This window comes from Stenotrophomonas sp. NY11291 (assembly GCF_023277365.1).
Lineage (GTDB): Bacteria > Pseudomonadota > Gammaproteobacteria > Xanthomonadales > Xanthomonadaceae > Stenotrophomonas > Stenotrophomonas geniculata.
Genome location: NZ_CP096975.1, coordinates 1,349,369 through 1,371,438 on the forward strand (window position 1 = coordinate 1,349,369; position 22,070 = coordinate 1,371,438).

Genomic DNA, 22,070 nt, shown 5'->3' on the forward strand with positions numbered 1-22,070 from the left:
ACATGTTGGGAAAACTCTCTCTTGAGTCGATCCCCCACGATCCAATCGTGCTGACCACCCTGGTCGGCGCGGTGCTGGGTGGCCTGGGCGTCATGGCCCTGATCACCAAGTTCAAGCTGTGGGGCTATCTGTGGAAGGAGTGGTTCACCTCGGTGGATCACAAGAAGATCGGCGTGATGTACCTCATCGTCGCCTTCGTCATGCTGCTGCGCGGTTTCTCCGACGCCATCATGATGCGTACCCAGCAGGCGCTCGCCGTCGGCGGGTCCGAGGGTTACCTGCCGCCGCACCACTACGACCAGATCTTCACCGCCCACGGCGTGATCATGATCTTCTTCGTGGCGATGCCGCTGATCACCGGCCTGATGAACCTGGCCGTGCCGCTGCAGATCGGTGCGCGCGACGTCGCGTTCCCGTTCGTCAACTCGCTCAGCTTCTGGCTGTTCGTGTCCGGTGCGGTACTGATCATGCTGTCGCTGTGGATCGGTGAGTTCGCCGCCACCGGCTGGCTGGCGTTCCCGCCGTTGTCGGGCATCGAATACAGTCCAAGCGTCGGCATGGACTACTACATCTGGGGTCTACAGGTCGCAGGCCTGGGTACCACGCTGAGCGGTATCAACTTCTTCATCACCATCCTGAAGATGCGTACCCCCAGCATGAAGCTGATGCAGATGCCGGTGTTCACCTGGACCGCCCTGGTGACCAACGTGCTGATCGTCGCCGCCTTCCCGGTGCTGACCATCACCCTGGTGCTGCTGACCCTGGACCGTTACCTGGGAACGCACTTCTTCACCAATGACGGTGGCGGCAACGCCATGCTGTACATCAACCTGATCTGGATCTGGGGTCACCCGGAGGTGTACATCCTGGTCCTGCCGGCGTTCGGTGTGTTCTCCGAAGTCATCGCGACCTTCTCGCGCAAGGCGCTGTTCGGCTACAAGGGCATGGTCTACGCCACCGCCTGCATCGGCGTGCTGTCGTTCATCGTGTGGCTGCACCACTTCTTCACCATGGGCTCGGGTGCCAACGTCAATGCCTTCTTCGGCATCACGACGATGATCATTTCGATCCCGACCGGCGTGAAGATCTTCAACTGGCTGTTCACCATGTTCCGCGGCCGCGTGCACTTCACCACCCCGGTGCTGTGGACCATCGGCTTCATGGTCACCTTCGTCATCGGCGGCATGACCGGCGTGATGCTGGCGATCCCGGCCATCGACTTCGTGCTGCACAACAGCCTGTTCCTGATTGCCCACTTCCACAACGTCATCATCGGCGGCGTGGTGTTCGGCATGTTCGCCGGCATCACCTACTGGTGGCCGAAGATGTTCGGCTTCCGCCTGAACGAGTTCTGGGGCAAGTGCGCGTTCTGGTGCTGGTTCATCGGCTTCTACGTGACCTTCATGCCGATGTACGTGCTGGGCTTCATGGGCATGACCCGTCGCCTGCAGAGCACGGTCAACCCGGCCTACGAGCCGCTGCTGCTGATCGCCGCCGCAGGTGCCTTCATCGTTGGCGCCGGCATCCTGTGCCAGATCATCCAGGTGGCCGTGTCGATCCGCGACCGCAAGAAGACCGTCGACCTGACCGGCGACCCGTGGGATGCCCGTACGCTGGAGTGGGAAACCTCTTCGCCGCCGGCCTTCTACAACTTCGGCACGCTGCCGGAAGTCACCGAGCTGGACGATTTCTGGGAGCGCAAGCAGCGTGGTGAAGCCTGGCCGAAGCCGGCCAAGTACACCGACATCCACATGCCGCGCAACACCGGCACGGGCGTTGTCATCGGTGCCTTCAGCCTGGTGTTCGGCTTCGCGATGATCTGGCACATCTGGTGGCTGGCCATCGTCGGCTTCGTCGGCATGATCGCCACGTTCATCTACCGCACCTTCGACCAGGACGTGGACTACTGGGTCCCGGCCGCCGAGGTGGAACGCATCGAGAACGAACACCGCAAGCACCTGGAAGCCCAGGGCCTGGTGAAGTCGGAGCTGAAGGCATGAGCACCAATACCTCGACCCTGAGCCACGGGCACGCCGCGCACGCGGCGGCCCATGGCCATGACGACCACGAGCACCACGACACCGGCGGCAATACCGTCTTCGGTTTCTGGGTGTACCTGATGAGCGACTGCCTCATCTTCGCCTCGCTGTTCGCCACCTACGTGGTGCTGGCGGGCGGCACCGATGGTGGCCCCACCGCGAAGGACCTGTTCGAACTGCCGTTCGTTGCATGGGAAACCGCGCTGCTGCTGACCTCCTCGCTGACCTTCGGCCTGGGCATGATCGCCATGCACCGCAAGCAGATGGGCCAGATGTACCTGTGGCTGGGCATCACCTGGCTGCTGGGCTTCGGCTTCATGTGCATGGAAGTGTGGGAGTTCCAGCACCTGATCCACCAGGGCTACGGTCCGGACCGCAGTGCCTTCCTGTCGGCGTTCTTTGCCCTGGTCGGTACCCACGGCCTGCACGTCAGCGCCGGCCTGCTGTGGCTGCTGGTGATGTTCGTGCAGCTGAAGAAGTACGGCCTGACCCCGACCAACAAGACCCGCATGGCGTGCCTGAGCCTGTTCTGGCACTTCCTGGACCTGATCTGGATCGGCGTGTTCTCCGTCGTCTACCTCAATGGAGCCCTGTAATGGCACATGACAACCATGCACACGACCACGGCACCGGCGGCGAAAGCCATGGCACCGTGAAGTCGTACCTGATCGGCTTCGTGCTGGCGGTGGTGCTGACCGTCATCCCGTTCTGGATGGTGATGTCGGGTGATTTCTCGCGCACCGTCAACGGTGTGGTGATCGCGATCACCGCGGTGCTGCAGATGCTGGTCCACCTGGTGTTCTTCCTGCACCTGGACCGCTCTTCGGAAAGCCGCTGGAACGTCAACGCTGCGGCCTTCACCGTGGTGGTGATCGGCATCATCGTGGTCGGCACCCTGTGGGTCATGCACAACATGAACGTGCACATGATGCACTGACGTCTTCGCGACGTTGCCACGCAGAAAGGCCGCCCTCGGGCGGCCTTTCTGTTTGCCGTGGGGGGGGCGGCGAGGAACATCCACGCACGGCGTGGATCTCCTGATGAGGTGGGTGCGGAGCTTGCTCCGCACATCGGCTCAGCCCACTCGGCGCAGAAATTCCTCGGCGTCCATCGGTCGGCCCAGGTGGTAGCCCTGCAACTGGTCGCAGCCCAGTTCGCTCAGGTACTCGCGCTGCGCCTGCGTCTCCACGCCTTCGGCCACCACCTGCAGCTGCAGGGTGCGTCCCAGCGCGATGATCGACGAGACGATGGCGGCGTCCTCTTCATTGCATTCCAGGTCATGCACGAACGCGCGGTCGATCTTCAGTTCGGTGGCCGGCATGCGTTTCAGGTACAGCAGGCTGGAATAGCCCGTGCCGAAGTCGTCGATGGCAATGTGCACGCCCATCGCGGTCAGGTCGTTGAGGATCGCCAGGCTGGCGTCGACGTCCTTCATCGCCGTGGTCTCGGTGATCTCCAGGGTCAGCCGCGCCGGCTCGATGTGGTGCCGTTCGAGCACCCCGCGCACGCTGTCCAGAAGGGCCGGGGAGGAGAACTGCAAGGGCGACAGGTTCACTGCCATCGACCATTCGGCATGTCCGGCATCGTGCCACGCACGCAACTGCGCACAGGCGCGGTCCAGCACCCAGTCGCCGATCGGCAGGATCAGGCCACTGCGTTCGGCAATGGGGATGAACACGTCCGGCGCCAGCAGGCCCAGCTCCGGATGCTGCCAGCGCAGCAGCGCCTCGGCGCCGGTGGCTGGCGCGCCCGCGGCCGGGAACTTGGGCTGGTAATGCAGGATCAGTTCATTGCGCATCACGGCCTTGCGCAGGTCCTGCAGCAGGCGCAGCTGACGGTTGGCGCTGAGCTGCATCGAGGGGGTGAAGAACGTATAGCCGTTCCGCCCGGTTTCCTTGGTGTGGTACATCGCAGCGTCGGCGTGTGCCATCAGCTCGCGCTCGTTGCCGGCGTCATCCGGGTACAGGGCGATGCCCAGGCTTGCGCTGACCTGCAGCTCGGCTGCATCCAGCAGGAACGGTTCGCCAGCCGCCGCGATGATCCGCTCGGCCACCACCACCGCATCGTCGGGAATATCGATGGCCAGCACGATCACGAACTCGTCGCCGCCGAGGCGGGCGAAGGTATCCTGCGGACGCAGCAGGCCGCTGATACGCTGCGCCACCGCCACCAGCAGGCGGTCGCCCAGCTGGTGCCCGTAGGCATCGTTGACCGCCTTGAAGCCGTCCAGGTCGCAGAACATCACCGCCACCGCATGGTTGCGGCGCCGCGCCTTCTCGATGGCCTGCTCGATGCGGTCCTGCAGCAGCATGCGGTTGGGCAGCTGGGTCAACGGGTCGTGCAGGGCGGCCTGGATCAGCTTGTTGTTGGCATGCGCCAGCGAATCGGCCAGCAGGCCGGTGCGCACGCGCATCTGCCGGTCGAACAGCGAGGCGACCAGGGCGATACCCAGAGTGGCCACGGTGGTGACGATCACCAGCACCGCCAGCCAGCGCGTGTCGATGCCGCCACTGCCGACGGCGCCACAGATGCTGCCTTCGGGGAAGCGCGCCGCCGCCATGCCGGTGTAATGCATGCCGACGATGGCCAGGCCCATCACCAGCGAGGCCAGTGCGCGCAGGCGCATGGTGTTGCGCTGCTCGGCACGCAGGCGGAATGCGATCCACAGCGCAGCACCGGCGGCGCCGATGGCCACCGCAATGGAGGCGGCGAACCAGCCCGGGTGATAGTCGATGCCCGGCTGCATGCGCATCGCGGCCATGCCGAGGTAGTGCATCGTGGCAATGCCCAGGCCCATCAGCACGGCGCCGGCCAGCAGCCGTCGCCAGGGCAGGCTGGGCCGCGACACCAGCCACAGCGCATAGGCAGAGGCGCCGATCGACACGGCCAGCGAGTAGAGGGTGATGCCGAGGTCGTAGCCGACCGGGATCGGCAGGTCGAAGGCCAGCATGCCGATGAAATGCATCGACCAGATACCCAGGCCCATCGCCGCTGCACCGCCGGCCAGCCACCAGCGGGCCACGCGGCCCTCGGCCGTGGCCAGGCGGCCGGCCATGTCCAGCGCTGTGTACGAAGCAAGAATGGCCACCAGCAGGGAGATGGCGACCAGGCTCTGACTGTAACTGCCAGTCATGTTGAATCCAGAGGGGGAGGGAGGGGCGCCCGCAAGGCGCACGCCCGCGACCCCTATCGGCGCGGGTGGGCAGGACTTGAGCGGTCGCAGCACCTGCGACCCGGCTCGGCTATCCTGCCACGCCTGTTCCCGTTGCTGGAAATCATCCAATGGCAAAAGCCCGCATCGCCTACGTCTGCAATGAATGCGGCGCCGAATTCAGCAAGTGGCAGGGCCAGTGCACCGAGTGCAACGCCTGGAACTCGCTGTCGGAAATCGTGCTGGAGAGCGCGGCGGCGGCCAAGGCGCCAACGTCGCGCCGGGCCGGCTGGGCGGGCAAGATCGACCCGCCGAAGATCACCGCGCTGAAGGACGTGGAGCAGACCGAGCACCGCCGGGTCAGCACCGGCATCGGCGAGTTCGACCGCGTGCTCGGCGGCGGCCTGGTCGAGGGCGCGGTGGTACTGGTCGGTGGCGACCCGGGCATCGGCAAGTCGACCCTGCTGCTGCAGGCGGTGGCGAAGATGGCGGCTGAATTGCCGGTGCTGTACGTCACCGGCGAGGAGTCGCTGGCGCAGGTGGCTGGCCGCGCGCATCGCCTGGAGCTGCCGCTGGATGGCGTCAATGCGCTGGCCGAGACCGGCGTCGAGTCGATCCTGCAGCATGCCTCCAGGGCTGGACCGCGGCTGATCGTGGCCGATTCCGTGCAGACCCTGTGGACCGAGAGCCTGACCGCCGCGCCGGGCTCGGTCAGCCAGGTACGCGAGAGTGCTGCGCGGCTGGTGCGCTTCGCCAAGGAAACCGGCACCGCCGTGTTCCTGGTCGGTCACGTGACCAAGGAGGGCGGCATCGCCGGCCCGCGCGTGCTCGAACACATGGTCGATGCGGTGCTGTATTTCGAAGGCGAGAGCGGCAGCCGCTTCCGCCTGCTGCGCGCCTTCAAGAACCGCTTCGGTGCAGTCAACGAGCTGGGCGTGTTCGCGATGGGCGACAAGGGCCTGAAGGAGGTCTCCAACCCATCGGCGATCTTCCTGTCCGGTGGCAGCACCCATCAACCGGGCAGTTGCGTGATGGTCACCCGCGAGGGCACCCGGCCGCTGCTGGTGGAGGTGCAGGCGCTGGTTGATGCGTCGCCGCTGTCGAACCCGCGCCGTGTCGCGGTTGGCCTGGAGCAGAACCGGCTGGCCATGCTGCTGGCGGTGCTGCATCGCCACGGCGGTGTGCTGGTCGGCGATCAGGATGTGTTCGTCAATGTGGTCGGTGGCATTCGCGTGCAGGAGACCGCGGCCGACCTGCCGGTGCTGCTGGCGGTGCTGTCCTCGCTGCAGGATCGGCCGCTGGCGGAGAAGACCATTGCCTTCGGCGAAGTCGGCCTGTCCGGCGAGATCCGGCCGGTGCCCAATGGCGAAGACCGCCTGCGTGAGGCGGCCACCCATGGCTTCAAGCGCGCCATCGTGCCCAAGGCCAATGCGCCGAAGGGCGGTTCGGTGAAAGGCATGGAAGTGATCGCGGTGGAGCGCCTGTCCGAGGCCATCGACGCGGCGTGATGCCAGCACTGTAGAGCCGAGCCCACGCCCGGCTGCTTTCTGTAGCGTCGAGCCATGGTCGACGGGTGGTCGAACAGCAGCCGAGCATGGCTCGACGCTACAAAGAGCGAACAGCAGCCGAGCATCGGCTCGGCTCTACACATGTCCAATGCAGCAACGGTCAGCTTCCCTGTGCTAGTTTTTCCCGCTCGACGAAGACGCCCTCTGGCGTCTTTCCGTGCCCAGGAGTAAACGATTACATGCAGGACACCGCGCTCACCGCCCCCAACGCCGAAATCCGTCGCGCCGGGGTCGATCTCAATGGACTGATGACGGTGCTGGGCAAGCACCTGTATTCCACCCCGGTGGTGGCGCTGCGTGAGCTGGTGCAGAACGCGCACGATTCGATCATCCGTCGCCGCATCGAACAGCCCGGCATCGAAGTGCCTTCGCGCATTTCGGTGCAGGTCGATGCCGCCGCTGGCGTACTGCGCATCACCGACACCGGTGCCGGCCTGACCCGTCAGGAAATCCACGATTACCTGGCCACCGTCGGCGTCGGCTACACCCGTGGCCTGCGCCAGGGCGGCGAGGACGATGAAGGCCTGATCGGCATGTTCGGCCTCGGTTTCCTGTCGGCCTTCGTGCTTGCGCGCCGGGTCAGCGTGCGTACCACCTCGTACCAGACGCCGGATCTGGGGCACCTGTACGTGTCCAGCAATGCCGAGCAGTACACCGTCAGTGAGGTGCCGGCACGTGCGATCGGTACCGAGGTGGAACTGGAGCTGCATCCGGATTTCCTGCCACTGGCCAACGAAGCGCGCCTGCACGAGGTGCTGGGCCGTTACTGTGCGCTGCTGTCCGAGCCGATCTTCATCGGCGCTGCCGGCGAGGCGCTCAATCCCGAGCCGCCGCCGTGGCGTGGGCAGGGGGATGTTGCTCCGCATCCGGTGCAGGCGCGCCGCCAGGCGCTGCAGTTCGCAGCGCGCTTCGAGCATGATTTCGAGCCGATCGTCACCGTGCCGTTGCGTGCCGATGGCAACAGCGATGCCACCGGCCTGCTGTGGGTGCAGGACGGCGCTACCTACGGCACCAGCGACAACCGCAACCTGTCGGTGTTCGTGCGCGGCATGCTGTTGGATGACGATGCGCGCGACCTGCTGCCGCCCTGGGCTGGGTTCATTGGCGGGGTGATCGAATCCTCGCGGCTGACGCCTACCGCCAGCCGCGAAGATCTGCAGCGCGACGACCAGTACCGCGCCGTGCAGCATGCGCTGCTGGAAGCGCTGATTGATGGCCTGGCCGACGTCGCGCGGCAGCAGCCGGAGGCCTGGCGACGCGTTCTCACGCGCCACAATGAGGCCTTGCTGGGCGCAGCGCTGTGCGATGATCGCCTGTTCGACCTGTTGCTGGAACACGTGCGCGTGCCGACCTCGCAGGGCGACCTGCCGGCCAGTGCGCTGCCCGCACGTGGCGCCGTGCACGTAATCCTCGACAACGGCGGCGGCTTCGAGGAAATGCTGTTCCGCGCGATGGGCGTGCCGGTCGCGCACGGCCATCGCTATGCGGTGGTGCCGTTCCTGCGCCGTTGGGCCCAGGCCAAGGGCCTGCGCTTGGTTGAATTGGGGACCGAACAGGGCAACCGTGCACTGTTCCGCAGCGATGACAGCCTCGACGAGGCGCAGCTGGCATGGCTGCGCGAGCAGCTCGGTGACGGCGAACAGCTGCTGCCGGCACGCTTCAGCCCCGAGTCGCTGCCGGTGGTGGTGGTGCCCGACCGCGAAGCCGAGCTGAAGCAGCGCCTGGAAGACGACGAGAACGACAAGCGCGTTTCGATGGCCGCGCTGCGCCTGGCCCGGCAGTTCACCGCGCGCATCGAATCGCGCGCACCGTCGCGGCTGTACCTCAACCTCGACAACCCGGCCGTGCAGGCGCTGTTGCGCGCCCAGCGCGAGGGGCATCCACAGGCCGAAGCCGCAGCCCGCCTGCTGCGCTCACTGAAGATCATCGTCGCCGCGCAGGGCCGCCCGCTGGCACGCGCGAACCCTACGCCCGGCCCGGATCTCAACGGCGCCTTTACCGATATCGCCGGTGCCCTGCAGCAGATGCTGCGCTGAGCACCGTACCTTCTCATCCAGCCTTCGCTAGACAGGAGCACTTACCCCATGGACATCTGGAACTGGGTCGAAAAACTGCAGGGTGACCTGCGCCAGGCGGGCCAGGCGCAGAACGCGCACCTGCTGAACCGTCTCGCCGACGAGGTGAGCGAACTGCGTGTCGACCGCGTCGACGCGCTGCTGCCTGAAGCGCGTGCGCTGGGCAAGGCGCTGGACAACCCGTGGGTCGACGTCTACGTCGGCCACTGGGCGCTGCGCAATCGCGTCGGCAACCGCGTCGAAGGCGAAAGCGCGCTGGGCGAAGCCGTGGCGCTGTTCGAGCGTGCGCATCGTGAGGACACGATGGAGTGCCCGCAGTCGATCTGCGTGACCCAGGATCTGGCTGCCTGCTACGGCAACATCGATGGCCCGGGCTGGGTTCCCGAACGTGTCGAGGTGTGCGATGAAACGCTTGCACGCATCGATCCAAGCTGGGCCTGCTTCCAGTGCCTGAGCTGCGAAAAGGCCGATGCGCTGCTGGATGATGGCCGCGGCCAGGATGCGCTGGATTACCTGCAGGTGCAGTCGGATGCGATCGAGGCCTGCGGCAAGGAAGTGTTCGACAGCTTCCCGGAAATGCAGATCAAGATCCTGCTGGGCATGGGCCGCGCCGAAGAAGCGCTGTTGCTGATCGAGAAGCGAGAGGCCGAAGTGGCCGCGTCCGGCGAGTACGAGCCGGCCAACTGCACGGTGCCGCGCCGCCTGTCCAAGGCATGGGCGCTGGCCCAGCTGGGCCGCGACGAAGAGGCCGTGCAGCAGCTGGTGCCGTGGAGCGAACTGACGCCTACCTACTGGCGACTGTGGGCGAACACGGCCGCAGCGCTGTGCCGGCGCGATCCTGCACGCAATACCTGGGATCTGGGCACGCGCTTCAACACCATCATCGAACATTTTGCCGAGGTTGGCTCGCACCGCCTGCTGATCGAGGTTGCTGCGCTGAGCCTTGAACTGGCGCTGCAGCGAGGTGCACGCTGGGTGGCGCTGCGCCAGCTGGAACTGGCGCGTACCCATCTGGCGCAGCTGCGCCAGGACCGTGGTGCGGCAGCATTGGTGGCCGACCTGGCCGCGCGTATCGATGCATTGCCTGACGTTGCGCCGCTGCCGGTGCCGGCCAGCGAACTGCTGGCCTGGCTGAGCGAGCAGGGGGAGCAGAACCAGTCGCGCGATCCGGAGCGCGAGGCCCAGTGGCTGCTGCAGGCACAGGCGCAGCTGCCCGATGACGAGGCGCTGGCTGAGATGGCTGCCTCGGCATTGAGCGCCTGTGGTGCGCAGGCGGAAGCGCGCGCATTGCTGTGGCGATTCGTGCGCGCACACGATCAGGATGATGGCCCGGCCGCCTACACGCTGATGCGCTGGCTGACCGAGCAGGGCGACGACGAGGGCCTGCGTCAGCTGGCCGGGATCTACCGTGGCAGCGTGCCGGTGTTCGCGCACTGGTGCGAGGTGCAGCGTGCACGTCGCGTGTCCGATTGGCCGGCGCTGGAGCAGGCCGCGCAGGCGCTGCTGGCCGCCTCGCCGGGTTCGCACGGCGCGCGGGGCACGCTGGCGCGCATGTACATGGAAACCGGCCGTTTCAGCGAAGCACAGGCCTGCTATGCGCAGCTGGTGGAGCTGCTGGAGGAACCCAACGCCGCGCACTGGGACCACATGAGTGCGGCCAGCGCGGCACGCGACTGGGATGCGGTGCGCCGCTCGGCGGCGGCGATCGGCATGGAGTTGTCCAGCCAGGATGGCGTGGTCGAGGAGCCGTGGGGCTGGGTGATCATCCGCAGTGAAGAGAATGGCGAGCCGATGGAGTACTACGCCCGTCGCAGTGGCCCGGTGACCGCACGCATCGTCGAGAACGCACCGGCCAACCGTGCCCAGCAGGTCGGCGACTGGGTGGTGTTTGATGCCGCGCTGGTGCACCCGGCGCCGGAGGAAGAAGAGGCCCGCGAGCACTTCATTCCGACCTATGCGCAGGTCCATGTGCTGGAACGCGGTGGTTTTGCCCGCAGCTGGCTGGTCGATGGCGCGCACCCGGGCGAAGAAGCCTGGAATGCCCTTGTCGAAGCTGCCGAAGCACAGGGTTGGAAGGTGTGGTCGCACAGCCGCGCGGACTACACCGTCACCGACCCCGACATGGAGGGAGGCACCCTGCCGGGCGTGCTGTTCACCGTTGCGCAGCCGCAGGACCACGCACCGCTGGCGCTGCACCGCTTCCTGCAGCAGGAGACCGCGAAGTGGCCGCACCCACACTGCTGGCTGCGGCTGGCCGAAGCCTGCGACCAGGACCGCCAGCCGCATCTGGATGTGATCGAGCGTTACGGGTTGTAAGTAGAGCCGAGCCTGCGCTCGGCTTATGCTGGAACGCAGCCGAGCATGGGCTCGGCTCTGCAACAGATCGCCATCACGACCAAAGGGATTGGACATGCGAAAGACAGGGATGTTGATGATTGCCGGCCTGCTGCTGGCGCCAGCAGCACAGGCCGCGCCCGCCTGCCAGGAACCGGCAGCTGTGGCCCGCGCGTTCTACGAGGCGACGACGGCCGATGGCGACCTGCTGGAACCGCCGCCCGCGCTGGTCAGCCCGGCCTTCGGCAAGGCCCTGCGCGGCGAGCGCGCCTGCCAGCAGCGCGAAGAGGGCATCTGCACGATCGATTCCGATCCGTGGCTGGACGCGCAGGACGGCGACATCGAAACCCCGGTGCGTTACAGCTGGCAAGAGGCGTCGGCCACCGCCGGCGAGGTCGAGATGCGCTATTCGGTTTGGAAGAAGGCCTACGTGACCCGTCTACCGATGGTGCGCCAGGGGCAGGGCTGCTGGCAGGTCGATGACATCCTCACCAACAGCGGCCGTTCGGTGCGGAAGATCCTGGCCCAGCCTTGACGTTAGCGCCGGTGGGTGCCGACCGTTGGTCGGCACACCGCCTATCGCGAATGCCCGAACACCAGTTCGATCACGAACTGGCTGCCGAAGAACGCCAGCAGCAGCAACAGCATCGCCGCCAGCGTCCAGTGCACCGCCTTCATGCCTCGCCAGCCATAGCGGCGGCGGCCGATCAGCAGCACGCCGAACACGATCCACGACAGCACGCTCAGCACGGTCTTGTGCACCAGCTTCTGTGCCAGCAGGTCGTCGACGAACAGCACACCTGTGACCAGGGTCAGGGTCAGCAGCGCGAAGCCGACGGTGATGACCCGGAACAACAGCGATTCCAGGTCGGCCAGCGGCGGCAGCGCCCGCAGCCACGGGCGGAACTCGCGGCGGCGCAGTGCGCGCTCCTGCAGCCACAGCATGATCGCCAGCAGCGCGGCGATGCTCAGCGTGGCGTAGGCCAGCAGCGCCAGCCAGGCGTGGCTGGCCAGGCGCCAGCCCAGCACCTTGCTCGGTTCGTGGCCGTAGCCGTGGTAGGCCAGCAGCAGTACTGCGGCCAGCGGGAACACAACCACGCCCAGTGCCGACATCCGCCCGCGCGCGCCGACCAGCGAGGTCAGCCAGGCCATGCCCAGTCCGACCAGCGACAGCGCGGCGAAGAAGTGCATGTCCGGCCCGCCGTTGGTACGCATCGCCACCATCACGTGGTAGCCGCCATGCAGCAGCATCGCCGGCAGGGCGGGCCACAGCCAGATGGGGGAACCGGTGCTTTCATCGCGGCCGAGCGCGCACACCAGCAGGGCACTGGCAGCCAGGTAGAGCAGGACGGCGATGAGAACGATTGTCATCGTTGCAGTTTCGCATACCCCTGCGATAGTGGCGACGGCCCCGTGGTCGCAGTCCGGGGAGGTGAGCGGACCCGTTATACTGTCTGCCTTATTGTCCCCCGCTTTCAGACAGGTTGCGCCGCATGTTCGAGTCCCTGACCCAGCGCCTTTCCGGCACCATCGAGCGCCTGCGTGGCCGCGGCCGCCTGACCGAGGAGAACATCCGCGAGGCGACCCGCGAAGTGCGCATCGCGCTGCTTGAAGCCGACGTTGCGCTGCCGGTGGTACAGGCCCTGATCGAGCGCATCAAGGTGCGCGCGGTCGGCCAGGAAGTGCTGAAGTCGCTGACCCCGGGCCAGGCCCTGATCAAGGTCGTGCGCGACGAGCTGACCGCGGTGATGGGGGCTGAAGCCAGCGACCTGAACCTGAATGTCCCGGCCCCGGCCATCATTCTGATGGCAGGCCTGCAGGGTGCCGGCAAGACCACCACGGTGGGCAAGCTGGCCAAGCACCTGAAGGAAAAGCGCAAGAAGAAGGTGATGGTGGTGTCGGCCGACGTTTATCGTCCGGCCGCGATCGAGCAGCTGAAGACCCTGGCCGAGCAGGTCGGCGTGCTGTTCTTCCCGTCCAGCGCCGACCAGAAGCCGGAAGCCATCGTGCGCGCCGCCATCGACGATGCACGCAAGTCGTTCGTCGACGTGCTGCTGGTCGATACCGCCGGCCGCCTGGCCATCGACGAAGCGATGATGGCCGAGATCAAGGCCCTGCACGCGGCGGTGAACCCGGCCGAAACCCTGTTCGTGGTCGACGCCATGACCGGCCAGGACGCAGCCAACACCGCGAAGGCCTTCGGCGATGCGCTGCCGCTGACCGGCGTGGTGCTGACCAAGACCGACGGCGACGCCCGCGGCGGTGCCGCGCTGAGCGTGCGCTACATCACCGGCAAGCCGATCAAGTTCGTCGGTGTCAGCGAAAAGCCGGAAGGCCTGGACGTGTTCCACCCGGACCGCATCGCCAGCCGCATCCTCGACATGGGCGATGTGCTGTCGCTGGTCGAGCAGGTCGAACAGCAGGTCGACAAGGACAAGGCCGCCAAGCTGGCCGAGAAGGTCGCCAAGGGCAAGAAGTTCGACCTGAACGACATGCGTGACCAGCTCGAGCAGATGCAGAACATGGGCGGCATCGGCGGCCTGATGGACAAGCTGCCGGGCCTGGGCAACATCCCCGACCATCTGAAGCAGCAGGTCAGCCAGGGCAAGGAAGTGCCGCGCATGATCGCCATCATCAACTCGATGACCAAGAAGGAACGGCGCAATCCGAACCTGCTCAACGGCTCGCGCCGCGCGCGCATCGCCAAGGGCTCGGGCGTGACCCCGGCCGACGTCAACAAGCTGATGAAGCAGTACATGCAGATGGAAAAGATGATGAGCAAGATGGCTGGCGGCGGCATGAAGGGCATGTTGCGCAGCATGAAGGGCATGATGGGCGCCATGGGCGGCCGCGGCATGCCGTTCCGTTGATGACGGCCCGGTCGCAGTCTGATGTAGCGCTCGAGCCTGTGCTCGGGCGGCGGCGCGCAGGCGACGCAACAAGCCGCCGGGCAGGCTCGACTCTACCCCCGCCCTGCGCGCACCATGGGGGCCTGTCCGAAACGATGGGCCGTCATGCAGAGTTCCGCTGTATCTTCCCGCGTCGAGGCGTTCTGCCGGCGCTTTGACGTTTCCGTTCCGATCCTGCTGGCACCGATGGCAGGCGCCTGTCCGGTGCCGTTGTCGGCCGCGTTGGCCAATGCCGGCAGCATGGGGGCGATGGGCGCGGTGCTGTCGTCATCTGCCGATATCGGTCGCTGGATGGAGGACTTCCGCGCGACCTCCACCGGCCCGGCACAGGTGAACCTGTGGGTGCCTGACCCCGTGCCGACCCGTGACGTTGCCGCCGAGGCCGCCAGCCGCGCCTTCCTCGCGCAGTGGGGCCCGGACGTGCCGGCCAGCGCCGCCGATGCCACGCCCGCCGACTTCGAAGAACAGTTCGCCGCGCTGCTGGCGGCGCGTCCTGCGGTGGCCTCGACCATCATGGGTGTGCTGCTGCCGCGCCACGTGCAGCAGCTGAAGGACGCCGGCATCGCCTGGATCGCGTGCGCGACCACGTTGTCTGAAGCACGCGCTGCCCAGGACGCCGGCGCCGATGCCGTGGTGGCGCAGGGCGTGGAAGCGGGTGGGCATCGCGGTGCGTTCGATCCGGCGATGGCCGAGCGCCAGCTGGTCGGCCTGTTCGCGCTGCTGCCACGGCTGGCCGATCACCTGCACATTCCGGTGATTGCCGCCGGCGGCATCGCCGATGGCCGTGGTATCGCCGCCGCACTCACCTTGGGCGCCAGCGCCGTGCAGATCGGCACCGCGTTCCTGCGCACGCCGGAAGCGGCGATCGCCTCGGCGTGGGCCGATGGGCTGGCCGCCAGCGAACCGGAAGACACCTGGCCGACCCGTGCCTTCAGCGGTCGTCTGGGCCGTGGTCTGGCGACACCCTACGTGCGCGCCGCCGCCGCAGAAGGCGCCCCGGCGCCGCGTCCGTACCCGGTGCAGCGCGGCCTGACCGCGCCGATGCGCAGGCAGGCCGTGCAGGAAAACCGCCTGGCCGCGATGCAGGCCTGGGCCGGGCAGTCGGCATGGATGGCGCCGGGACAGCCGGCCGCAGACGTGCTGCGCGGCATGTGGAGCCAGGCGCAGGCACTGCTGCGATGACGCTGACCTGCAACGGCCAGCCGGCGCAGGTGGAGGATCTGCTGCCGGCGCTCGTCAACTACGGCCACTTCACCTCGCTGCAGGTGCGCGACCACGCGGTGCAGGGACTGGACCTGCATCTGGCGCGGCTGTCGCATGCCACGCGCGAGCTGTTCGGTAGCGAGCTGGATATAGCGCAGGTGCGGGCTTGGATGGTGCAGGCGCTGCGGCAAGCGGGGCAGGGCGATGCCTCGTTGCGGGTGACGGTGTATTCGCGCCACTTCGATTTCCGCAATCCGCTGGCGGCGGTGCCCGTGGACGTGCTGGTGGCGGCGTCCGCGCCGGTGACGCTGACCGCCTCCAAGCGTGTGCGCAGCGTGGCCTGGCAGCGTGAACTGCCGCAGATCAAGCATGTGGGCACCTTCGGCCTGTTCGCCGAGCGCCGCGCGGCGATGGCGGAAGGATTCGACGATGTGCTGTTCGTGACCGTCGATGGCGAAATGAGTGAAGGCAGCACCTGGAACCTGGCCGTGCACGATGGTGAACGGCTGCTCTGGCCGCAGGCGCCGGCCCTGCGCGGGACCGCCGAGGCGCTGCTGAAGCAGCATTGGCCGGGGGCGCAGGCCACGCAGCCATTGCGGCTGGCGGATATGGCCGGCGTGAAAGCTGCTTTTGCCTGCAACGCCAGCGGTCTGTGGGCGCTGGAGGCCATCGACGGGCATGTCCTGCCCGGCTCGCAGGCACTGGCTGAACAGGGCAGAGCGGTGCTTGCGGCGGTGGCTTGGGACGGTTTGGGGTGAAAAGCCCGCCGGGCATGGCCCAGCACTACCGTGAAGGCTGGTCACCCATGGGGTTGGCTCGGCCGGGCTCTGCCGCTATAATCGCCCGCTTACCTCGCCATCCTGGCGACTGGGCAATAGGAAAAACACCATGGTCAAGATTCGACTGACCCGCGGCGGCGCCAAGAAGCGTCCGTTCTACCACATCATCGTGACCGACGTGCGCAGCGCGCGCGACGGCCGCAACATCGAGCGCGTTGGCTTCTACAACCCGGTCGCCCAGGGCGCCGAGAAGCGCATCGAGCTGGACCTGGCCCGCGTTGACCATTGGGTCAAGAACGGCGCCCAGCCGACCGACAAGGTCCGCAACCTGATCAAGGAAGCGACCAAGTCCCAGGCCGCTGCGGCCTGATCCTGACGGGCCACGCTTCGGCGTGGCCCTCTTGGTTGAAGCAGATGAAAGATATCGAGCGCCGCATCCTGCTGGGCAGGGTTGTCGGCGCTTTTGGTGTGCGCGGCGAGATCAAGCTCGAGTCCTGGACCGAGCCACGTTCCGCCATTTTCCGTTACCAGCCGTGGATCGTGCGCAGCGCGTCCGGCGTGGAAACCACGATTGAAGGTGTACGCGGCCGCGACAGCGGCAAGCACCTGGTCGCCCGTTTTCCCGGCGTCGAGGACCGCGATACCGTCGAAGCGATGCACGGCACCGAGATCTACGTGGCCCGCAGTGCATTGCCGCCGCCGAAGCCGGACGAGTACTACTGGGTGGACCTGGAAGGCCTGGATGTGAAGACCACCGAGGGCGTTGCCCTGGGCCAGGTCTCGCATCTGTTCAGCACCGGCGCCAACGACGTGGTGGTGGTCCGGGGTGACCGCGAGCGGATGATTCCGTTCGTGCAGCCGGACTTCGTCAAATCGGTCGACTTCGAGGCCAACCTGGTCGTGGTCGACTGGGATCCCGAGTTCTGAGTGTGAGCATGCGTTTCGACGTCATCACCCTGTTTCCCGAGTTCCTCGCCCAGTCCGCCGGATTGGGCGTGGTCGGGCGCGCGCAGGAGAAGGGGTTGTTCAGCCTGCATGGCTGGAACCCCCGTGATTACGCCGAAGGCAACTACCGCCGGGTGGACGATCGTCCGTTCGGTGGTGGCCCGGGCATGGTGATGCTGATCGAGCCGCTGCAGGCCTGCCTGCAGGCGATCCGCGATGCTGATACGACGCCAGCACGGGTGATCTACCTCAGCCCGCAGGGGGCGCCGTTGACCCAGGCCAAGGTGCGGGAACTAGCGGCCCTGCCGCGCATGGTCCTGCTCTGCGGCCGCTACGAGGGCATCGACGAGCGTTTCCTGGAAGCCAATGTCGACGAGGAGATTTCCCTCGGCGACTATGTGCTGTCCGGTGGCGAGCTGGGCGCGGCGGTCATCATCGACGCCGTGGCCCGCCTGCAGGACGGTGCCCTGAATGACGCGGAATCGGCGGCGCAGGACAGCTTCGAGGGCGACCTCGGCCTGCTCGACTGCCCGCATTACAGCCAGCCGGCCCAGCACCCGCTGGGTGACGTGCCGGAGGTGCTGCGCTCGGGCAACCATGCGGCCATCGCGGCCTGGCGCCGCCAGCAGTCGCTGGTCCGTACCGCCCAGCGACGCCCGGACCTGCTGGATGAACAGGCGCTGGGCAAGGCCGACCGCAAGCTGCTGGACCAGGCCCGCCAGGTCCGGAAACACAAGGCCAGCCCCTAGCGCAGGGCTGGCTTTATCGGCTATCATGACCAATTCCCGTCGACCCTGGTCGGCGCGCGCAGTACCCAAAACAAACGTGCAGCACAGTCCGGTGACTGCATGAGCCTACGTTGTCGATACGACACGCCCACCCGAACAAGAATCGGTGTAACCCATGAGCAAGCTGAACAAGTCCATCGTCGCGGAATTCGAATCCGCCCAGATCACCCGTGAACTGCCGAAGTTCAGCCAGGGCGACACCGTTGTCGTCAACGTGAAGGTGAAGGAAGGCAGCCGCGAGCGCGTGCAGGCCTACGAAGGCGTTGTCATCGCCACCAAGAATGCTGGCCTGAACTCCTCGTTCACCGTCCGCAAGATCTCGCACGGCTACGGCGTCGAGCGCGTGTTCCAGACCCACAGCGCCATCATCGACTCGGTCGAAGTGAAGCGTCGTGGTAAGGTCCGCGCCGGCAAGCTGTACTACCTGCGTGGCCTGGAAGGCAAGGCTGCCCGCATCAAGGAAGACCTGGCTGCCGCTGCTGCCGCCAAGGCTGCCCGTCTGGCCGACAAGGCCTGATAAACAACTTCGGTTGTTGCCGCAACGGCCACCTTCGGGTGGCCGTTTGCGTTTCCGGCATCGCATCGGCCACGATCGGGTGATGAATGACATCAACCGGCACTATCCGCCCGTGATCCAGTCGGCGTTGCGCTTCCTCGACGGCAAGGGGCTGGCACGCGTGCAATCGGCGCCGTTGCTGCATCGCCTGCTGTGGCGCGTGGGCATCGCACTGCCACCGCCGATCCTGGCCGGCTTCGGCACCAACGCGCTGGTGCAGGGCCTGTTGTTCGGGCTGTTCTGGACCGCGCTGATGTGGCTGATGCTGTGGCAGGGCAGCGAGCGCCCGCTGGCGCTGTTGCTGGTGGCCGGGCTGTTGGCCGGTGCGCTGTTCGGCGTGGTGATGGCGGCCCTGATGCGCTCGCTGCGCCGCCACCGCAAGCTGCCGGACTGGCGGCAGTTCCGCGCGCGGCAGGCGGACTGAACCGATGGCGCACCGCGCCGTGACCGCACGGTACAGGCCGCGCTAGGCTGCGGTGTCATCCCGATGGACGTGCCGTGCGATGCCCGCCAAGCGAACCGCACCCTCCGCCACACCCACGCTGCTGTCCGGCGGCAACCCGCAGATCGCCAAGGGCGAGGGCAATGCCCCGGTGCAGGCGTACATTGCCGCCATGCCTGGCTGGAAACGTCCGATCGGCGAACAGCTGGATGCGCTGATCGAACAGGCAGTACCCGGGGTGCACAAGGCGGTGAAGTGGAACTCGCCGATGTATGCGGTGGCTGCGGGCGAAGGCTGGTTTCTCAGCTTCCATTGCTTCACCCGCTACATCAAGGTGGCGTTCTTCCGCGGCGCTGCACTGACGCCCGTGCCGCCGGAGCCGTCCAAGAGTGCCGATACGCGCTACCTGCACATCCCGCAGGATGGCGCGCTGGATGAAGCGCAGTTCCTCGACTGGGTGCGCCAGGCCGCCGCGCTGCCCGGTGAGCGCATGTAACCCCGACGTTCTGGTTTCCTCCCCGACGAGAGCTGCTGATGGCCACGCATGCACCGAACCCTGCCGATGCCGGAACCCCGGCAACTGAACTGATCGATGCGCGCATCGCCGAGCTGGGCGACTGGCGTGGCGAAGTGCTGGCACGCGTGCGTGCGTTGATCCATGAAGCGCTGCCGGACGTGCAGGAAACCTGGAAGTGGCGCGGTACACCGGTGTGGGAGCACAACGGCATCCTGTGCACCGGCGAGACCTACAAGCAGGCGGTGAAGCTGACCTTCGCCAACGGGGCGGCGCTGGCCGATCCGAAAGGCCTGTTCAACGCCAGCCTGGAGGGCAACACGCGGCGCGCGATCGACATCCATGAAGGTGCGATGCCGAATGCCGCTGCGTTGAAGGCGTTGCTGCGCGCGGCGGCGGCGTTCAACGCGGCGAAGAAGAAACGCTGACCGCCTCCTGTAGCGCCGAGCCCATGCCCGGCTTGGAGGGCCGCGCCTGTGCGGACCAACGGTCCGCACCCACCTCAGCGCGGCGGAGTGGCATCCAGCGCGGCATCCGGGTCGGCCACCGGTGACGGTGGGCAGGCCGGAATTTCCGACGGCGTGGCCAGTTCTTCGGCGTGCGAAGGCTTGCCCATCATCTTCGCCTTGCGCCAGCCACCCCAGCGGTAATACGCCAGCGACAGCAGCATCGACACCAGCGAACTGACCGGGAAGCTCCACCAGATCGCATCGGCGCCCCAGTACGGCTGCAGCAGCTCGGCGAACGGCACGCGCACGCCCCACAGCGAACCGGCCAGGATCAGCAGCGGCGGAATCACCGCGCCGGTGGAGCGCACCACGCCGGAGATCACGAAGCTGACGCCGAAGAACAGGAACGAGCCGATCACCACGTGGTTGAGGTGGCGGGCGATGTCCAGCGCCTGGCTGGCCGGCGGCAGGAACAGGGCCAGCAGCTGGCGATCGAACACCACCAGCGGCAGGATCAGCGCGCCGGTCAGCAGGAAATTGAACAGCACGCCCTGGCGCGCGGTGCCGCGCACGCGGTCCCAGCGCTGCGCACCGACGTTCTGCGCGGCCATCGACGAGCACGCGGCGCCGATCGCCATCGCCGGCATCTGCAGGTAGTTCCACAGCTGCAGCGCGGCGCCGTAGCCCGCGCCGGTGTCGGTACCGTACTGGTTGACCATGGTCATCAGCAGGATCACCGACAGCGAGATCAGCACCATCTGCAGGCCCATCGGTACGCCCTTGACCACCAGCGCCTTGAGGATGGCCAGGTCGAGCTTGAACAGGCGCATGTCGGCACGGCCCAGCCACAGCGTGTGGCGCTTGTGCCGCATGTACAGCAGCAGGCCGGCCAGCGACAGCGTCTGCGCGACCAGCGTGGCCCAGGCCGAGCCGGCAATGCCCAGCGCCGGAAACGGGCCCATGCCGAAGATCAGTACCGGGTTCAGCACGATGTCCAGTGCCACCGAGACCATCAGGAAACGGAACGGCGTGCGCGAGTCACCGGCACCGCGCAGCGCGGCGGTGAGGAAGGCGAACGCATACAGCGTCGGCATCGCCAGGAAGATGATCTGCAGGTAGGCCTCGGCCAGCGGCAGCGAGGCGGCCGGCGTGCCCATCGCCGCCAGCAGCGGATGGGCCATGAACCAGCCGGCGATGGCGATGATTACCGACAGGCCGATGAAGAAGGTGGCGCTGGTGCCGACCACGCGCCGCGCCTGCGCGATGTCGCGCGCGCCGATCGCCTGGCCGATCAGGATGGTCGAGGCCATGCCGAAGCCGAACACCGAGCCGATGAGGAAGAACATGATGTTGTTGGCGTTCGCGGTGGCGGTCAGTGCCGCCTCGCCGAGGAAGCGCCCGACCCAGACCGCATTCACCGAACCGTTCAGCGACTGCGCGATGTTGCCTGCCAGGATCGGCAGGGAAAACAGCAGGAGATTGCGGCCGATCGGGCCGGAGGTCAGGTCAATCGGCGCTTTGGCCATGGAGTGGTGATCGAATCCCGGGAGGCGCACACTAGCACCAAGCCGGTTTGCAGGATGTGGCAATGCATCAACGACTGCAGATGAAGCGGAGCGTGGCGCTGGCCTTGATCGGCGCCGCACTGGCCGCATGTTCGACAGGTGACCGGCTGGGCGATACCCAGGTGCGGCCAACCGACCGCCCCGAGTGCCTGGTCGGCAGCCAGCGCCAGGATCTTTCCGCCGGCGTACCTACCCTGATCGGGGGCAGCGGCTGCCGCACCGATCCCGACAACCCGCGTCCCCTGAACAAGCGAACGGAGTAGTCCCTGCCGATGACCGAGCTTTCCCCGCTGTCGCCCAGTGTCCGCCTGGACATCTGGTTGTGGGCGGCCCGCTTCTTCAAGACCCGCAGCCTAGCCAAGCAGGCCATCGAAACCGGCAAGGTCAGCGTCGCGGGCCAGCGTCCGAAATCCTCGCGCGCGGTGCGTGTGGGTGAGCAGCTGCAGGTGGATCGCGGCGAGGAGCATTTCGAGATCCGGGTGCTCGGCCTGAGCGACCAGCGCGGGCCCGCACCGGCGGCGCAGCAGCTGTATGCCGAGAGCGAGGCCTCCAAGGCCCGTCGTGCCGAACAGCGTGCGCTGCGCATCGCCGCACGCGATGGGTTCCAACCGCCAGAGCACAAACCGGACAAGCGCGCGCGGCGGTTGATCCGCGCGTTGGGCGATATCGACGCGCTCTGACCGAACGGCGATTCCGGTGCATGGTTCCTATCGCGGCGCGAAAGCAGGCGTGAGTCACGGTGCATTCGGAAAG

Annotated in this window: 22 protein-coding genes; 19 read left to right on the forward strand and 3 right to left on the reverse strand. The window is 66.9% G+C overall.

Features of this window, described 5'->3' with window-relative positions:
* Window positions 1–2: 2 nt before the first annotated feature.
* From cyoB to cyoD, 3 genes are read left to right on the forward strand one after another with little or no spacing between them, the layout of a single operon-like run.
* Window positions 3–2,000, forward strand: a complete 1,998-nt coding sequence (gene cyoB / locus M1L61_RS06315) for a cytochrome o ubiquinol oxidase subunit I (protein ID WP_005408582.1) — start codon at window positions 3–5, stop codon at window positions 1,998–2,000.
* A complete protein-coding gene (cyoC, locus tag M1L61_RS06320) occupies window positions 1,997–2,635 on the forward strand; it encodes a cytochrome o ubiquinol oxidase subunit III (RefSeq protein ID WP_005408583.1) in 639 nt (212 codons plus the stop codon). Before cyoB ends, cyoC begins: the two co-directional genes overlap by 4 nt.
* Window positions 2,635–2,976, forward strand: coding sequence for a cytochrome o ubiquinol oxidase subunit IV (cyoD, locus tag M1L61_RS06325; protein ID WP_005408584.1), 342 nt, complete (start codon window positions 2,635–2,637; stop codon window positions 2,974–2,976). The genes cyoC and cyoD overlap by 1 nt, the downstream gene beginning before the upstream one ends.
* 138 nt (window positions 2,977–3,114) lie before the next feature.
* Here cyoD and M1L61_RS06330 read toward each other — a convergent pair whose 3' ends face one another.
* Window positions 3,115–5,172: a bifunctional diguanylate cyclase/phosphodiesterase gene (locus M1L61_RS06330; protein ID WP_248854456.1), complete on the reverse strand. Its 2,058-nt coding sequence runs from the start codon at window positions 5,170–5,172 to the stop codon at window positions 3,115–3,117.
* A 149-nt stretch (window positions 5,173–5,321) separates the two neighbouring features.
* Here M1L61_RS06330 and radA point away from each other — a divergent pair, with 149 nt between their 5' ends.
* From radA to M1L61_RS06350, 4 genes are all read left to right on the forward strand, one after another.
* On the forward strand, window positions 5,322–6,698 hold the full coding sequence (radA, locus tag M1L61_RS06335) for a DNA repair protein RadA (RefSeq protein ID WP_049482731.1): 1,377 nt from the start codon (window positions 5,322–5,324) through the stop codon (window positions 6,696–6,698).
* A gap of 239 nt (window positions 6,699–6,937) precedes the next feature.
* Window positions 6,938–8,794 carry an ATP-binding protein gene (locus tag M1L61_RS06340; protein WP_010483275.1) on the forward strand — a complete coding sequence of 619 codons (1,857 nt, stop codon included), beginning with the start codon at window positions 6,938–6,940 and terminating at the stop codon, window positions 8,792–8,794.
* Window positions 8,795–8,842: 48 nt separating this feature from the next.
* Window positions 8,843–11,149: a tetratricopeptide repeat protein gene (locus M1L61_RS06345; RefSeq protein WP_159359913.1), complete on the forward strand. Its 2,307-nt coding sequence runs from the start codon at window positions 8,843–8,845 to the stop codon at window positions 11,147–11,149.
* A gap of 94 nt (window positions 11,150–11,243) precedes the next feature.
* Window positions 11,244–11,702, forward strand: a complete 459-nt coding sequence (locus M1L61_RS06350; RefSeq protein ID WP_029379862.1) for a hypothetical protein — start codon at window positions 11,244–11,246, stop codon at window positions 11,700–11,702.
* Window positions 11,703–11,743: 41 nt separating this feature from the next.
* Here the strand turns inward: M1L61_RS06350 and ccsA are convergent, their stop codons facing one another.
* Window positions 11,744–12,538 carry a cytochrome c biogenesis protein CcsA gene (gene ccsA / locus M1L61_RS06355; RefSeq protein WP_049482736.1) on the reverse strand — a complete coding sequence of 265 codons (795 nt, stop codon included), beginning with the start codon at window positions 12,536–12,538 and terminating at the stop codon, window positions 11,744–11,746.
* 122 nt (window positions 12,539–12,660) lie between these two features.
* Here ccsA and ffh point away from each other — a divergent pair, with 122 nt between their 5' ends.
* The 10 genes from ffh to M1L61_RS06405 all read left to right on the forward strand — a co-directional run bounded on the left by ffh (window position 12,661) and on the right by M1L61_RS06405 (window position 19,731).
* On the forward strand, window positions 12,661–14,037 hold the full coding sequence (gene ffh, locus M1L61_RS06360; RefSeq protein WP_010483267.1) for a signal recognition particle protein: 1,377 nt from the start codon (window positions 12,661–12,663) through the stop codon (window positions 14,035–14,037).
* A 144-nt stretch (window positions 14,038–14,181) separates the two neighbouring features.
* Window positions 14,182–15,258 (forward strand): nitronate monooxygenase, encoded by a 1,077-nt coding sequence (locus tag M1L61_RS06365; protein WP_248854457.1) that lies wholly within the window; start codon window positions 14,182–14,184, stop codon window positions 15,256–15,258.
* Entirely contained in the window at window positions 15,255–16,037 is a 783-nt protein-coding gene (locus M1L61_RS06370; protein ID WP_248854458.1) for an aminotransferase class IV family protein, read from the forward strand. Before M1L61_RS06365 ends, M1L61_RS06370 begins: the two co-directional genes overlap by 4 nt.
* 130 nt (window positions 16,038–16,167) lie before the next feature.
* Entirely contained in the window at window positions 16,168–16,428 is a 261-nt protein-coding gene (rpsP, locus tag M1L61_RS06375; protein ID WP_005415733.1) for a 30S ribosomal protein S16, read from the forward strand.
* Between the two features lie 44 nt (window positions 16,429–16,472).
* Complete coding sequence (gene rimM / locus M1L61_RS06380) at window positions 16,473–16,985, forward strand: ribosome maturation factor RimM (protein ID WP_248854459.1); 513 nt, start codon at window positions 16,473–16,475, stop codon at window positions 16,983–16,985.
* 8 nt (window positions 16,986–16,993) lie between these two features.
* On the forward strand, window positions 16,994–17,752 hold the full coding sequence (gene trmD / locus M1L61_RS06385; RefSeq protein ID WP_248854460.1) for a tRNA (guanosine(37)-N1)-methyltransferase TrmD: 759 nt from the start codon (window positions 16,994–16,996) through the stop codon (window positions 17,750–17,752).
* 154 nt (window positions 17,753–17,906) lie between these two features.
* Entirely contained in the window at window positions 17,907–18,308 is a 402-nt protein-coding gene (rplS, locus tag M1L61_RS06390; RefSeq protein WP_005415736.1) for a 50S ribosomal protein L19, read from the forward strand.
* Window positions 18,309–18,390: 82 nt separating this feature from the next.
* Window positions 18,391–18,771, forward strand: coding sequence for a DUF6404 family protein (locus M1L61_RS06395; RefSeq protein ID WP_010483248.1), 381 nt, complete (start codon window positions 18,391–18,393; stop codon window positions 18,769–18,771).
* 79 nt (window positions 18,772–18,850) lie between these two features.
* Window positions 18,851–19,285 carry a DUF1801 domain-containing protein gene (locus M1L61_RS06400; protein ID WP_248854461.1) on the forward strand — a complete coding sequence of 145 codons (435 nt, stop codon included), beginning with the start codon at window positions 18,851–18,853 and terminating at the stop codon, window positions 19,283–19,285.
* Window positions 19,286–19,323: 38 nt separating this feature from the next.
* Window positions 19,324–19,731, forward strand: coding sequence for a DUF1801 domain-containing protein (locus tag M1L61_RS06405; protein WP_010483245.1), 408 nt, complete (start codon window positions 19,324–19,326; stop codon window positions 19,729–19,731).
* A 74-nt stretch (window positions 19,732–19,805) separates the two neighbouring features.
* Here M1L61_RS06405 and M1L61_RS06410 read toward each other — a convergent pair whose 3' ends face one another.
* Window positions 19,806–21,278, reverse strand: a complete 1,473-nt coding sequence (locus tag M1L61_RS06410) for an MATE family efflux transporter (RefSeq protein WP_043396657.1) — start codon at window positions 21,276–21,278, stop codon at window positions 19,806–19,808.
* Between the two features lie 62 nt (window positions 21,279–21,340).
* Between M1L61_RS06410 and M1L61_RS06415 the strand changes: the two genes are divergently transcribed.
* Window positions 21,341–21,580 (forward strand): hypothetical protein, encoded by a 240-nt coding sequence (locus tag M1L61_RS06415; RefSeq protein WP_010483240.1) that lies wholly within the window; start codon window positions 21,341–21,343, stop codon window positions 21,578–21,580.
* A gap of 9 nt (window positions 21,581–21,589) precedes the next feature.
* A complete protein-coding gene (locus M1L61_RS06420) occupies window positions 21,590–21,997 on the forward strand; it encodes an RNA-binding S4 domain-containing protein (protein WP_010483238.1) in 408 nt (135 codons plus the stop codon).
* The last annotated feature ends 73 nt before the right edge of the window (window positions 21,998–22,070 follow it).